12 protein-coding genes and 1 pseudogene are annotated in these 13432 nt (G+C 70.3%); 4 read left to right on the top strand and 9 right to left on the bottom strand.

Translation table 11 applies throughout. From position 1 onward, the window contains the following. The first annotated feature begins 148 nt into the window (after window positions 1-148). Complete coding sequence (locus tag ITP53_RS47665) at window positions 149-1387, top strand: phenylacetate--CoA ligase family protein (RefSeq protein WP_236051995.1); 1239 nt, start codon at window positions 149-151, stop codon at window positions 1385-1387. 96 nt (window positions 1388-1483) lie between these two features. Here ITP53_RS47665 and ITP53_RS47660 read toward each other — a convergent pair whose 3' ends face one another. From ITP53_RS47660 to ITP53_RS47630, 7 genes are read right to left on the bottom strand one after another with little or no spacing between them, the layout of a single operon-like run. After that, window positions 1484-2473, bottom strand: coding sequence for an Lrp/AsnC family transcriptional regulator (locus ITP53_RS47660; protein WP_195902097.1), 990 nt, complete (start codon window positions 2471-2473; stop codon window positions 1484-1486). Between the two features lie 19 nt (window positions 2474-2492). Next, window positions 2493-3344, bottom strand: coding sequence for an alpha/beta fold hydrolase (locus tag ITP53_RS47655; RefSeq protein ID WP_195902096.1), 852 nt, complete (start codon window positions 3342-3344; stop codon window positions 2493-2495). 45 nt (window positions 3345-3389) lie between these two features. Further along, window positions 3390-4559: a M24 family metallopeptidase gene (locus ITP53_RS47650; RefSeq protein WP_195902095.1), complete on the bottom strand. Its 1170-nt coding sequence runs from the start codon at window positions 4557-4559 to the stop codon at window positions 3390-3392. Further along, window positions 4556-5410, bottom strand: coding sequence for an ABC transporter permease (locus ITP53_RS47645; protein ID WP_195902094.1), 855 nt, complete (start codon window positions 5408-5410; stop codon window positions 4556-4558). Before ITP53_RS47645 ends, ITP53_RS47650 begins: the two co-directional genes overlap by 4 nt. Next, window positions 5407-6357: an ABC transporter permease gene (locus ITP53_RS47640; protein WP_195902093.1), complete on the bottom strand. Its 951-nt coding sequence runs from the start codon at window positions 6355-6357 to the stop codon at window positions 5407-5409. Before ITP53_RS47640 ends, ITP53_RS47645 begins: the two co-directional genes overlap by 4 nt. Before the next feature lie 4 nt (window positions 6358-6361). Next, complete coding sequence (locus ITP53_RS47635) at window positions 6362-7927, bottom strand: ABC transporter substrate-binding protein (protein ID WP_195902092.1); 1566 nt, start codon at window positions 7925-7927, stop codon at window positions 6362-6364. Beyond that, window positions 7927-9135, bottom strand: a complete 1209-nt coding sequence (locus ITP53_RS47630; protein WP_195902091.1) for a dipeptidase — start codon at window positions 9133-9135, stop codon at window positions 7927-7929. Before ITP53_RS47630 ends, ITP53_RS47635 begins: the two co-directional genes overlap by 1 nt. A 129-nt stretch (window positions 9136-9264) precedes the next feature. Here ITP53_RS47630 and ITP53_RS47625 point away from each other — a divergent pair, with 129 nt between their 5' ends. The 3 genes from ITP53_RS47625 (at window position 9265) to ITP53_RS47615 (ending at window position 12079) form a co-directional block, all read left to right on the top strand. Beyond that, complete coding sequence (locus tag ITP53_RS47625) at window positions 9265-10266, top strand: ABC transporter ATP-binding protein (protein WP_195902090.1); 1002 nt, start codon at window positions 9265-9267, stop codon at window positions 10264-10266. Beyond that, window positions 10250-11266, top strand: coding sequence for an ABC transporter ATP-binding protein (locus tag ITP53_RS47620; protein WP_195902089.1), 1017 nt, complete (start codon window positions 10250-10252; stop codon window positions 11264-11266). The genes ITP53_RS47625 and ITP53_RS47620 overlap by 17 nt, the downstream gene beginning before the upstream one ends. Window positions 11267-11434: 168 nt before the next feature. Continuing rightward, complete coding sequence (locus ITP53_RS47615; protein WP_195902088.1) at window positions 11435-12079, top strand: biliverdin-producing heme oxygenase; 645 nt, start codon at window positions 11435-11437, stop codon at window positions 12077-12079. A gap of 8 nt (window positions 12080-12087) precedes the next feature. Here ITP53_RS47615 and ITP53_RS47610 read toward each other — a convergent pair whose 3' ends face one another. After that, a complete protein-coding gene (locus ITP53_RS47610; RefSeq protein WP_195902087.1) occupies window positions 12088-12684 on the bottom strand; it encodes an MFS transporter in 597 nt (198 codons plus the stop codon). A gap of 70 nt (window positions 12685-12754) precedes the next feature. After that, window positions 12755-13312, bottom strand: a pseudogene (locus tag ITP53_RS61545) (MFS transporter); the annotation flags it as partial. Between the last annotated feature and the right edge of the window lie 120 nt (window positions 13313-13432).

The following is a 13432-nucleotide window of genomic DNA, read 5'->3' as shown; positions in this document are numbered from 1 at the left end:
AGGGTGGGGGTCGTAGAGTCGGTTGATGGACCCGGTTGAGCTCTTCCAGCAGGTGGCGGCGAGTGTTCCCGCTTACGGGAGGTTTCTTGCGGAGCATCGCATCGATCCCGGAGATGTTATGGAGTTTCGGGACTTCGCTGCTTTGCCGATGACGACCAAGGACAACTACACCCGCCGCCACCCCCTGCCCGACCTGTGCAGGGACGGGAGGATCGGTGACATGATCGCGGTGTCCTCGGGCTCGACCGGGGCGCCGTCGTTCTGGCCGCGTTCCGCCGCGGACGAGCGCGTGATCGCCGGACGATTCGAGGAGGTCTTCATGGACTCCTTCGCCGCCCGCGAGCGCCGCACCCTGGCCGTCGTCTGCTTCGCCCTGGGCACCTGGGTGGGCGGCCTGTTCACCGTCAACTGCTGCCGCCACCTGGCCGAACGCGGCTACCCGATCACGGTCGTCGCCCCCGGCACCGACCGCGGCGAGATCCTGCGCGTCATCCCGGAACTGGCGCCCCATTTCGATCAGGTCGTGCTGCTGGGCTATCCCCCGTTCCTGAAGAACGTCATCGACACCGAGGACCTCCCCTGGTCCCGCTGGAACCTCAAGCTCGTCACGGCGGGCGAGGTGTTCAGCGAGGAGTGGCGCACCCTGGTCGCGCGGCGGGCGGGCATCGAGGACCCGGTACGCGGCATCGCCTCCCTGTACGGCACCGCCGACGCGGGCGTCCTCGCCAACGAGACCCCGCTGTCCGTCGAGATCCGCCGGTTCCTGTCCGGCCGCCCGGGCACCGCCAGGGAGCTGTTCGGCGAGTCGCGGCTGCCCACCCTCGTCCAGTACGACCCCGATGTCCGCTTTTTCGAGGAACACCAGGGCACCCTGCTCTTCTCCGGCGACAACGGCATCCCGCTCATCCGCTACCACATCGCCGACGAGGGCGGCGTGATCCCGTACGAGAGGATGCTGGGTTTCGTCAGGACCCGCGGCTTCGAGCCTGCGGCGGGTGGGCCGGAGCGCCCGTTCGTCTACGTGTTCGGGCGTTCCCATTTCACGGTGTCGTACTACGGCGCCAACGTCTACCCGGAGAACATCGCGGTCGGGCTGGAGCAGCCCGAGGTCAGCGGCTCGGTGACGGGCAAGTTCGTGCTGGAGGTCGTGGAGGACGGGGACCGGGACCGGCATCTGACGGTGACGGTGGAGTTGATGCCGGGCGAGAAGCCCTCGGACGAGACGGCCCAGGCGGTGGCGGCGTCGATCCTGGCCCAGCTCCTGAGGCTGAACAGCGAGTTCGCCCATTACGTGCCCGTGGCCCAGCGGACGCCGTTCATCCGGCTGCGCGAATCAGGCGACCCGGAGTATTTCCCACCGGGAGCCAAACACCGCTACACCCGCTGAACGCGACCGCCCCGCACGCGCCGAGCAACCGCACACGCCAGGCAGGCGCCACCGCGCACGCGCGTCCACCCCGCACGCGCCGAGCGGGCGCACAAGCTACGCGAGGGCCGCCGCGATGCGGTCTTCGGCCCATGGCACCATGAGGAAGCCGCGTTTCACGGTGAGCACCTGCACGCCGGCCGTCCACGATCGGATGCCCGGCACCGAGGCCAGGGTCTGCGAGGTGAAGCGGTGGATGTCGGCCGTGGTCGGGACGATGACCTCGCACATCAGCGACGCCTGCCCCAGCATGGAGGCGATCATCCGCACCCCGCGCTCGCCGGACAGCCGCTCGGCCACGCTGTTCTGCATGCGCGGCTCGACCGATAACCAGAAGAGGATCTCGGCCTCGTAGCCGAGCGCGGCGGCCGGGATGAACGTCGCCACACTGGCGCACCCGCGTTCCAGCATGCCTTCGAGCCGCCGCCTGGCCGTGCTCTCGCTGATGCCCAGCCGCCGCCCCACGGACTGGAAGCTGGCCCGCCCGTCCTCCCGCATCGCCGCGAGCACCTCGCGGTCGACGTCGTCCAGGTGGTTGCGCTCGCACGCGTACGCGGGCCGGTCCAGCCCGAACGGCGCCGCCCGCTCCCCCAGCACAGGAACGCTCCAGTCGTAGCTCACCTTGTACGTGTGCAGCACCAGGTCGGCGTCGCTCTGCAGAGTCCCTGGAATGGTGTGCACGAACTCGACCAGCATGGTGTACAGGTCGCGGTGCTTGGGCGCGACCAGCTCGAACACGATGTCGTAGCCCCCGGTGACGATCGTGACGAACCGGATGTCGGGGTTCTTCGCCAGCAGCCCGGCCACCCTGAGCTGGCTGCCGGGCGAGCAGGTCAGCCGCACGATGAACACGTGGACGGGCCCTTCGTGCTCCAGGTGCGGCAGCACCGCGACCCGCGCCAGCCCCGCGGCGAACAGGTGCTGGGCCCGCCGCGCGACCGTGGTCGTGGAGATGCCGAGCAGCTGGGCGAGGTCGGTCCAGCTGGCCCGGCCGTTCACGTGCAGGGCGGCGAGGATCTTCCTGTCGAGGTCGTCGAGATCTTCCATCGGGGGCATCATCGCGCGTTCAGGACCGTTCGCGCACCTTGCCGACGGACCTGCCGAGGAAGTCGCGGACGGTCGCCTCCCACAACTCGGCCTCCTCCACCTGCGGCGAGTGCCCGGAGCGCTCGAAGACGCGCAGGTCAGCGTTCGGGACGAGCTCGGCGATGGTCACGCTGCACTCGACGGGCGTGATCCAGTCGTGCCGACCGACGGTCACGAGGACGGGCGCGGTGATGCCGGGCAGGAGGTGCTTGATGTCGTAGTCGGGCTGGTTCACGGCGAAGGCGTAGTTGTGTGTGCGGTAGTGGTACGGCGTGGCCGCCACCCGCTGCTCGACCTTCGCCGGGTCGTAGTCGTGGTCGTAGAGCGGCAGGATCTCCCGCCAGCAGTCGCGCAGGTCGTCGTCGTCGCGCACGGTGCCGGACATGACGCGGTCCAGCTTCTCCTTGTCGACGCGCACCCGGCTGGAGGAGGCCGCGTTGTACATGGCCAGCTCCTGGTTGGCGTTGTCGGCCGAGGTGTCGCGCAGCACGACGGCGCTGACGCGGGAGGGGTGGCGGGCGGCGTACTCCATGGCGATGAAGCCGCCGTACGAGCCGCCGGCGACCACCACCTGTTCTGCGCCCAGCCACTCGCGCAGGGCCTCCATGTCGGCGACCCACTGCTCGTGCGTGAACGGGCCGGCCTGCCCGCTGGCCCCCGACCCCCTCGCGTCGAAGACGACCACCCGGTACGCGTCCGCGAGCCTGCCGAAGCTGGCCTTGGGCTCGGCGAGCGAGCCGAGACCCGGGGCGCCGTGGTGGGCGATGATCGTGGTCTCACCGTCGCCGAGTATCTCGACGTTGAGCCGGTTGTCATTGATGTCGACGAACAAACGCTTACCCCTCAGGACGATTTGCGGACGTTGCGGAAAAGTGATTCAGATGATCACGTCGGTGAGCTCGCGCGGGTACGCCGTCAGCCGGCGCGGCCCCGACTCGGTGACCAGGACGGTGTCCGAGATGCGGTATCCGGCGTGTCCAGGAACGTAGACGCCGGGCTCGCTGGACAGGATCATGCCCGGGGCCAGCTCGGTGGCGTCGCCGTCCGACAGCCACGGCGGCTCGTGGAAGCCGAGCCCGATGCCGTGGCCCTGCCGGTGACGGATGTGCTCGCCCAGCCCGGCCTCCTCGATCACCGCCAGGCAGCGGCGGTTGGCCTCCTCGCAGGACACGCCCGCGACCAGCGCCTCGGTGCCGATCTCCTGCGCCTCGCGGACGGTCTCGTAGTAGCGGGCCTGCCGCGGGCTGGGCTCACCGATCACGAACGTCCGCTCGCTCTCCACGAACCTGCCGCCGACCGCGCAGCCCAGCGACAGCATGAACGTCTCCCCCGCCCGCAGCCGGTCACCGCCGGGGAGCCGGTGCGGCTGGGCGGAGTTCGGGCCGCCGTAGACGAGGCCGCCGGTGAGCATGGGGACCACGACGACGTCCTCGTGCCTGGCGTACATGAGGCGGGAGCCGAAGGAGATGACGTGGGAGGCCAGCTCGGTCTCGGCGGGCAGCTCGCCACCGGCCTCGATCGCCGCCCTGACGAGGTCGACGCCGGCCCCGATCATCGCGTCGGCGATGCGGGCGGCCTCCTCGTGCAGCGTGATCTCCTCGGGCAGCTTGCGCAGCCGCACCCGCCCGACCGCGTCCGACGCGCACCAGCGGGTGGCGGGGAACGCCTCGGCCAGCGCCTGTGCGCGGGCGACGCTGGTGGAGGGCGCGTACGCCGCGCTCGGCACGGCGCGTACCTGCCCCGCGAGCACGGCGAACGGCGACCTGACGCCGGGGAACTCCGGATAGGCGACGATCTCTGCGCGGGCCCGCTGGTCGGCGGCGTACTCGCGTTCCAGGTCCGGCACGAGCAGCACGGGATCGCCGCCGAGTGGCAGCCAGCAGGCGACGGGACGCTCGTTCGGGAAGTGGTGGAAACCGGTGAGGTAGGCGACGTCGAGCGGGTCGTCGAGCAGCAGCGCCGCCAGGCCGCCGGCGGCCATCTCGGCGCGCACCCGGCTCAGTGCGGCGTCGTAGAAGGCGCCGGGCAGCCTCTGGGAGAACGTCATGAGTTGCTCCTGTGGTCGCGAGCGTCGTTGTAGGCCACGGACAGCAGCGTCGTGGACAGGACGAGCAGCAGGATGGCCAGGGACGGGAACAGGGTGGTCCACCACGCCGAGGCCAGCGAGCCCGACTGCTGCGCCTTGTGCAGGATGGTGCCCCACGACCAGCTGTTCGGATCCCCCAGGCCGAGGAACGACAGTCCGGCCTCGGCGAGCACGGCGCGGGAGGTGGTCAGCACGACCGACACGCCCACGACCGGGATCACGCCAGGCAGCAGGTGCGTGCGGACGATCCACAGGGCCGAACCGCCGACGACCTTCGCGGCGGACACGAACGGCATGGGCACGATCGCCAGCGCCTGCGAGCGCACCACCCTGGCCACCTCCGGCCAGCTGAACAGCGCGATCACCACGATCAGCGTGCGTACGCTGGGCCCGGCCAGGGCCGCCACCAGAATCATCAGCGGCAGCACGGGCAGCGACAGCGACAGGTCGACCAGCACGCCGAGCGGCGTGTCCAGCCGGCGGAAGTAGGCCGCGCTGACGCCGATCAGCAGCCCGATCACGATGGCCAGCACCGAGGCGCTGACGCCGACCGCCATGCTGACCCTGGTGCCCCACACGACCTGGGCGAACACGTCCTGCCCGATGTCGTCGGTGCCGAACCAGTGCGCGGCCGAGGGCGGCTGGGAGGTGTCGGCGCCGTACCCCTCGGGGAAGGGCGCGATCAGCGGCGCGCAGATCGCGACCAGCGCCAGCAGGAGCAGCAGGCCGCCGCTGGCCATGCCGAGCGGGTTGCGCCGGAAGGCGGACCAGGTCCGCTGCCTGGGCGTCAGTTCCATCGCGACGGCGGTCATGTGCGCACCCTGGGGTCGAGGATTCCGTACGCCACGTCAGTGATCAGGTTGGCCACCACGACGGCGGCGGCGAGCAGCACGAACGCGCCCTGCAGGACGGGGAAGTCGAGCTGGCCGACCGCCTCGTAGATGGCCCGGCCGATGCCAGGGTAGGCGTAGATCGTCTCGGTCAGCACCGCGCCGCCGACGAGGGTGCCGAGTTGGAGCCCGGCGATCGTGGTCGTCGGCAGCAGGGCGTTGCGCAGGGCGTGCTTCCAGACGACCTTCGCCGGGCGTACGCCCTTGGCCTTGGCCAGGGAGACGTAGTCCTCGCCGAGCGCCTCGATGAGCGTGGTGCGCATCGTCAGCACGTAGCCGCCGAGCTGGATGAGCACCAGCGACAGGCACGGCAGCACGAGGTGGTGCAGCATGCTGAGCGTCGCGCCGAAGCCGGTGGCGTCGAGGTCGACGGCCCCGCCGATGGGGAACCAGCCGAGCCAGACGCCCAGGACGTACATGAGGAAGATGCCCACGCTCGGGACGAACAGGGACTGCGCGGTGACGCCGGTGAGCTGGATCATGCGGTCCACCCAGCCCTTGGCCCCGGTGGCGGCGAGCACGCCGAGCGGGATGCCCAGCGCGATCGTCACCACCATGGCCGAGAGCGTCAGGATCAGCGTCCACGGCAGCCGCTCCATGAGCACGGTCGCCACGGGGACCGACTGACGGAACGACATGCCGAGGTTGCCGTGCAGGAGCTGCCCGAGATAGTCGACGTACTGGGCGCCGAGCGGCTGGTCGAGCCCGAAGTCGGCGAGCAGCTTCCTGCGCAGCTCGTCGGTCATGTTCGGGTCGGCCACGGCCAGCACCGGGTCGCCGGGCAGCAGCCGGACCAGGAAGAACGTCACCGTGACGGCGAACCACAGGGTGAGCAGGCCACGGGCCAGCCGGAGGCCGATGAACCGCATGGGATCAGCCCGCCGGCTTCGCCGCGGCGAGGGAGAGCGGGTTCAGGATGGACAGCAGCTCGCTCGGCATCGGCTTGAACCCGGTCCACTTGGTGGAGTGGGCGATGTTGAACGTCTCCACGTACAGGACGTTGTCGTAGACCTGGTCGTGGATGATCCGCGCGGCTTCCTGGATCGGCTTCTTGGCCTCCTCCTGAGTGAGCGCCCGCTGGCCCTGGTCGATCAGGTCGTCCAGCTTGGGGTCGCTGACCTGGGCGTAGTTGATGAACCCGCCGCTCTTGAAGGCCAGCCCGAGGTTGGCGGGCGGGTTGTCCATGACCGCCCACGAGCCGGCGTAGATGTCGAAGTCCCGCTTGTCAGTTTTGTCCAGGTACGTGTTGCGCTCCAGCCCCTGCAGCTTGATCGTGATCCCGGCCTGCTTCGCCGAGTCGCGGACCATGGGGGCCCAGCGGGCGATGTTCGGGTCGGCCTGGTCGTAGACCATGTTCAGGCTGAGGTTGGAGACCCCCGCCTCGGCCAGCAGTTTCTTGGACTGCGCGGGGTCGAAGGCGTACTCCTGGGAGGCCGGGTCGGCGTAGGCGGGCTGCGAGGGCGTGAGCACGCTGGAGTTGGCTGACTTGGCGTAGCCCTTGAGCGCGATGTTCCTGATGGCCTCGTAGTCGACGGCGTGCGCGAGCGCCTGGCGTACGCGGACGTCGTCCAGCGGCTTCCGCTTGGTGTTGTACTGCAGGTGCGCCCAGCCCAGGGACGGGATCTGCTGGAGCTTGACGTTCGGGTCGCTCTTCAACTCCGCCGCGGTGGCGGGCGGCAGCACGTTGCCGATCATGTCGATCTCGCCGTTGCGCAGCGCGAGGACCTCGGTGTTCACGTCGGGGAAGACCCGGAACACGACCTCCTTGACCGTCGGCTGCCCCGGGCCGAAGCCGTCGACGCGCTCCATGATGTAGCGCTGGCCGCGCTCGACCTTGGACAGCTTGAACGGCCCCGCGCTCACCCAGTTCGAGTCGTTGGCGAACTTCTGCACGCTCGGCGCCTTCTCGAACACGTGCTTGGGCACGATCGGCAGCCAGAAGCCCACGTTGTCGAGGAACGTCCCGTCAGGGCGCTTGAGGTGGAACGTCACCTCGGTGGGTGAGGTGGCCTCGGCCCTGTCCATCGCGGTGATGAGCCCGGCCACCACGCCGAACTTCTCCTTCTGCACGGCCGTCACCGAGAACACCACGTCGTCGGCGGTGACCGGCTTGCCGTCGGACCACTTCATGTCGTCGCGCAGCTTGACCGTGGCCTGCTCGCCGTCCTCCGAGTACGACCACTCCGTCGCCAGGTACGGGATCCGCTTGCCCGTCTGGTCCATCTGGGTCAGATGCGGGTACATCAGGTTCGTGACCCACGAGTCCGTACGGCTGTTGCCGACCAGCGGGTTGTAGTTGACCACGTCGGCGGTCGTGCCGATGGTGAGCCGGTCGCCGCTCGCCGGCTCCGAGCCGGACTGCGACGACGACCCCGGCACGCTGGGGGCGCACGCCGCGGTCAGGGCGGCCAGCGCCGCCACGATGATCGCACGTCTCATCAGATCCAGACCTCTTCCAGCACCCGCATGACGTTGCCGCCGACCACCTTGGTGATCTCGTCGTCCGAGTAACCGTGGGTGACCAGCCAGGCGATGATGTTCCAGAAGCACTCGGCCGGGTTCTCCAGGCCGTCCACGTACGGGACCTTCTCGTACGCGATGCCGGCGTGCGCCTCGTTGAGCGACAGGTGCCCGGCGAAGGTGTCGTGCAGCCCCACGTGGTCGCCGAACAGGGTGTCGGGCCCGAACGCCACGTGGTCGATGCCGACCAGGTCCACACAATACGTGAAGTGGTCCATCACCGACTCCAGGCTGTGCAGCGGGTGGTCGGGCGACAGCGTGGTGTGCGGGGCCGCCTCCAGGCCGATCACGCCGCCGCGCTCGGCCGCGGCCTTGATGACCGAGTCCGGCTTCATCCGGTTCGTCGGCCAGACCGAGCGGGCGCCCGCGTGGGTGATGAGGATCGGCTTGGTGGAGTGGCGGATCGTGTCGAGCGAGGTCTGGTCGCCTGAGTGGGACACGTCGATGGCGATGCCCAGCTTGTTCATGCGGCGCACGGCCTTCTCGCCGAACAGGGTCAGGCCGCCGTCCCCGCGCTCCTTCAGTCCGCTGCCCAGGGCGTTCGCCTCGCTGTAGGCGATGCCCATCTGCCGTACGCCGAAGCCGTACAGCATGTCGATCCTGTCGACCTCGTTCTCGATCATGGTGGACGCCTCGAGGGCGAGGACCAGCCCGATGCGCCCCGACGCGTGCGCCTCGCGCACGTCGGCCAGGCGCTCGACCTTGATGAGGAAGTCCTGGTGGGCGAGGTCCGACAGGCGCATGCCGATGTCGGCGATCACGTCGTTCCACTTCCAGCCGGCCTGGCTCGTGACGCAGCAGGTGCCGTCCATGAGGTTGTCGAAGACGACGGTCATGCCGGAGCGGGCCAGGCCCTCGAAGCCGGTGTGGTGGCGGGCGGTGCGGTTGTACTCGACGGTCTGGCGGATGTCGTCCGGGAAGATCGACGGGTGGTCGTGCAGGGAGACGACCAGTTTGTCGGTGAGCAGGCGGCGTACGCGCTCGGCCTGCTCGGCGGTCAGCTCCGGCCCCTGGTACGCGGGAACCCGGCCGAGCTCGGGCGCCAGGTCGAACTGCCGGTAATCGGCACCCGCCTCCAGGTATTCGTACGAACGGTATCCCTTGTAGGTCTTCGCGGCTTCCAGCACTTGGCGTCCCCTCTTGTCCGATTGCGGGGAGTTTGCCAGAATCAGTCGCCAAAGACAATATTGAAGTTGTTTTCCGGCACTTTACATAGACCAGACGTGAACTTTCGTCACAACGGAGAAGGGGGTGCGGTGAGCGAAGCACCGGTCCTGGAAATCCGCGACCTCCATGTCACGTTCACCGCCCATGGACGCGAGATTCCGGCCGTGCGCGGGGTGGACCTCACCATCGAGCGCGGCCAGACCCTGGCACTGCTCGGCGAGTCGGGCTCGGGCAAGTCCGTCACCGCCAAGGCCGTCATGGGACTGCTCGACCAGCCCAACGTCCGCGTACGCGCGGCCGCGGCCCGGCTCGGCGACCGGGACCTGCTCTCGATGTCCGCCGAGGACCGCCGGGCCCTGCGCGGCAGTGCGATGACCCTGGTCTTCCAGGACGCTCTGTCGGCGCTGAACCCCGTGCTCAGCGTCGGCGACCAGATCGGCGAGCTGTTCAGGGTGCACCGGGGCGCCGCACGCAAGGAGGCCAGGGCGCGCGCGATCGAGCTGCTCGATCTGGTGGGCATCCCGGCCGCCGCCAGGCGGGCCGGCGACTACCCACACCAGTTCTCCGGCGGGATGCGGCAGCGCATCCTGGTGGCCATGGCGGTGGCGCTCGAACCCGACCTCATCATCGCCGACGAGCCGACGACCGCGCTGGACGTGACCGTTCAGGCCCAGATCCTGGAGCTCATCGACCGGCTGCGGCGCGACCTCGGCACCGCCGTCCTGCTCATCACCCACGATCTGGGGGTGGCGGCGGAGGTCAGCGACCGGGTCGCGGTGATGTACGCGGGGCGGATCGTGGAGAGCGGTGAGGCCGGGGAGCTGTACGACCGTCCCGGGCATCCGTACACGGGGGCGCTGCTCGCCGCCATCCCCGATCTGGACAGCCCGGCCTCGGAGCTGCGCGCCATCCCCGGCGCGCCGCCGAGCCCCGCGTCGGTGCCGCCGGGGTGCTCGTTCGAGCCGCGCTGCGACCGGGCCACCTCGGTGTGCGCCGGCACCCGTCCTGAGCTGACGCTCCTGCCCACCGGATCCGGCCGGTACGCCGCCTGTCACCACTCGGAGGAGATGCTCGATGGCGCCCTCGCCTGACCTCGCCACGCCCGGCCCCGCTCCCACGCCGGGGGCCGAGCCCGTGCTGCGGGCGACCGGGCTGCACAAGACCTACCGCGGCGGGCTGCTGTCCAGAGGCGGCGCCGTGCGCGCGGTCGCGGGCGTCGACCTGGAGCTGCACGCCGGGGAGACCCTCGGCATCGTCGGCGAGTCCGGCTGCGGCAAGTCGACGCTGGCCCGGATGCTCGTCGGCCTCGAACGCCCCGACCAGGGCGAGGTCACCTTCCGTGGCCGCCCCTTCTTCACCCGCGGCGGTGTGCCGCGCGACATCCGCCGCCGCGTCCAGATGGTCTTCCAGGACCCCCTCACCTCGCTCAACCCCCGGATGACGGTGCGGGACATCGTGGCCGAGCCGCTCCGCGTGCACCGGCTGTCCCCGAACGCCCACGCCATGCGCGACCGCGTCGGCGAGCTGCTGTCCCTGGTGGGCCTCTCCCCCGACCGGATGAACCGCTTCCCGCACGAGTTCTCCGGCGGCCAGCGGCAGCGGATCGGCATCGCCCGCGCCCTCGCCACGGAGCCCGACGTGATCGTGTGCGACGAGCCGGTGTCCGCGCTGGACATGTCGGTGCAGGCGCAGGTGGTCAACCTGTTCGCCGAGTTGCAGCGGACGCTCGGGGTGGCGCTGGTCTTCATCGCCCACGACCTGGCCGTGGTCAGGCACGTCTCGCACCGGGTGGGCGTGATGTACCTGGGACGGCTCGCGGAGCTGGGTCCCGCGGCGGGGGTGTACGGGGCGCCGGCGCATCCGTACACGATGGCTCTGCTGTCGGCGGCACCGGTGCCGAAGCCGCGGCTGCGCGGGCGTACCCGCATCATGCTGGCCGGTGACCCGCCGAGCCCGGTCGCGCCGCCGCCCGGCTGCCGGTTCCACACCCGCTGCTGGAAGGCCACCGACCGGTGCTCGGAGGTCGAGCCCGTGCTGGAGGCGGTCGGCGACCACTACGCCGCCTGCCACTACGCCGAGCGGGCCTCGTAACGCCTCCCGAACGCGCCCGCAAGCTGAACAGAGGTCTCTGCTGGCCTCTCGACTGGGTATATGAGAGGAGAGGCAGATTTTATGACATGGTGTCGTCATCGGCTTGACGCCGGGAGCGGAGGTTTGTGACACTTTGTCATGAAACATCAGCACGAGTAGAGGTGGGCCGTGACCACACCGTTCTCCGAAGCCCTGAGGAACGCCACCTGGGCCGACCACGAGTCCGCCGAGTCAGAGAGCTATCTCGCGGAGCTGATGGGCGGCCGGTTGAGCGAGCCGGAGTACGGCGAGATGGTCGCCCAGCACTACTTCGCCTACGTCGCGCTCGACGGCGTGTCGCGTGAGCTGGCGGACCACCCGGTGGCGGGCCGGTTCGTGTTCCCCGAGCTGTACCGGGAGCGGGCGCTGGAGCGGGACCTGGCGACGATCTACGGGCCGGACTGGCGGAGCAGGATCGCGCCGTCGAAGGCCACCAGGACCCTCGTCGCGCGGATCCACCAGGTCTCCGACTGGCCGGGCGGCTACATCGCCCACCACTACACGCGTTACCTGGGCGACCTGTCAGGCGGGCAGTTCATCCGGATGGAGCTGCAGAAGATCTACGGCTACGCCAAGGGCGGGGGCGTCGACTTCTACTTCTTCGACGAGCTGGGCAGCCTGCCGCGGTTCAAGAACGAATACCGGGCCAGGCTGGACGGGCTGGATCCCGAAGAGCGCGAGCGGCAGCGGATCATCGGCGAGGTCAAGCTCGCGTACCAGCTCAACACCGAGGTCCTGACCGAGCTCCTGCACGTCGTCAAGGCCGCCGCCTGACCTCACGTTCAGCGGCGTGCGCCGAACCGGACCAGCAGGCCCGCGGCGATGAGCCCGGCCGCGTGCACGCACAGCGTCGGAACGATGCCGGCCACGTCGCCGAGCACGCCCGCGAGCGCCATTCCGCACAGGCCGGTGGCGGCCTGCGCGCTGACGAGGATGCCGAAGAGGCGGCCACGGTGCTCGTCGCCGGTGACGGTCTGGGCCAGGGTGGTGAGCCCCGCCATGGCGGCCGCCGCCGGCACCCCGGCCGCCGCGATCAGCACGAACGCGGGCCAGAGCGCGGTCACCACGAGCGGGTACGTGAACAGCGCCAGGTCCAGCAGCCCGAAGACGACCGTCCCCCAGCCCAGTAAGGCGCGCGGCGAGACGTTCCCCGGATGCGCCGCGACGAGGAGCCCGCCCGCGATCCCGCCGACCGCCTGCACCGACAGGAACAGCCCGTACGCGTCCCCTCCCCCGCCGAGGACGTCCGCGACGAACGGCGCCGCCAGCGTGGCGAAGATCCCCTCCCCCAGCCCCGTGATCAGCAGGTACGTCACCAGCAACCGCGGCCCGGCCTCCCTCATGGCCAGGCACACCCCGGCTGACCACTGGGCGCCCATCCCCGGCATTCCCCGGCGTTCCTGCCGCGTCCGGCGGGCGGGGCGGGGGGCGCAGGGTGGCCAGCAGCGCCGCCGAGGTCACGAAGCCGGCGACGCCGATCACGACGATCGCGGTCATCCCGCCGGCGCCGGCGGCGGCACCGCCCAGCATCGCTCCCAGTAAGCGGGCCACCTGACCGGTCTGGCCGTACAGGGCGTTGGCGCGTACCAGCTGGGACTCTGTCACGAGTTGGGGGACGAGCGCCTTCTGGGCGGGCAGTGGGATGGTGCTGATCACGCCGGTCCACAGGGCGACCCCGTAGACGATCCAGACCTGGGCCGGGTCGCGTACCGCCGCCAGGGGCAGCAGCCCGAGCGCGAGCAGCAGGTTGGCGACGACCAGCATCCGGCGGCGGTCCCAGCGGTCGGCCAGCACCCCGGCCACCGACCCGAGCACGACGTCGGGCACCCGCGAGGCCAGCAGCATGATCGCGCTGGCCAGGGTGGACCCGGTGAGCTGGTAGACGGAGAAGGCGAGCCCGGTCCCGATCGCCCAGTCACCGGTCTGGGACAGCAGGCCGGTGACCAACAGCCGCCGGTAGTCCCGATTGCCCCGCAGCAGCCCCAGAACCGGCCCGGTCCCCGGCACCTCAGCCACCACCGGCCACCGCCGGCGCCCAGGACACGGGGCCACCGGCACGCGGCATGCTCTCAGTCACCGGTGGTGGTGGGTGGGAGGGGCAGCCAGAGCTGGGTCACCAGGATGGGA

It is taken from the genome of Nonomuraea cypriaca (assembly GCF_015645445.1).
GTDB classification, from domain to species: domain Bacteria; phylum Actinomycetota; class Actinomycetes; order Streptosporangiales; family Streptosporangiaceae; genus Nonomuraea; species Nonomuraea cypriaca.
Note: the sequence above shows the minus strand (reverse complement) of the source record. Positions and strands in the feature narration are given on the sequence as shown.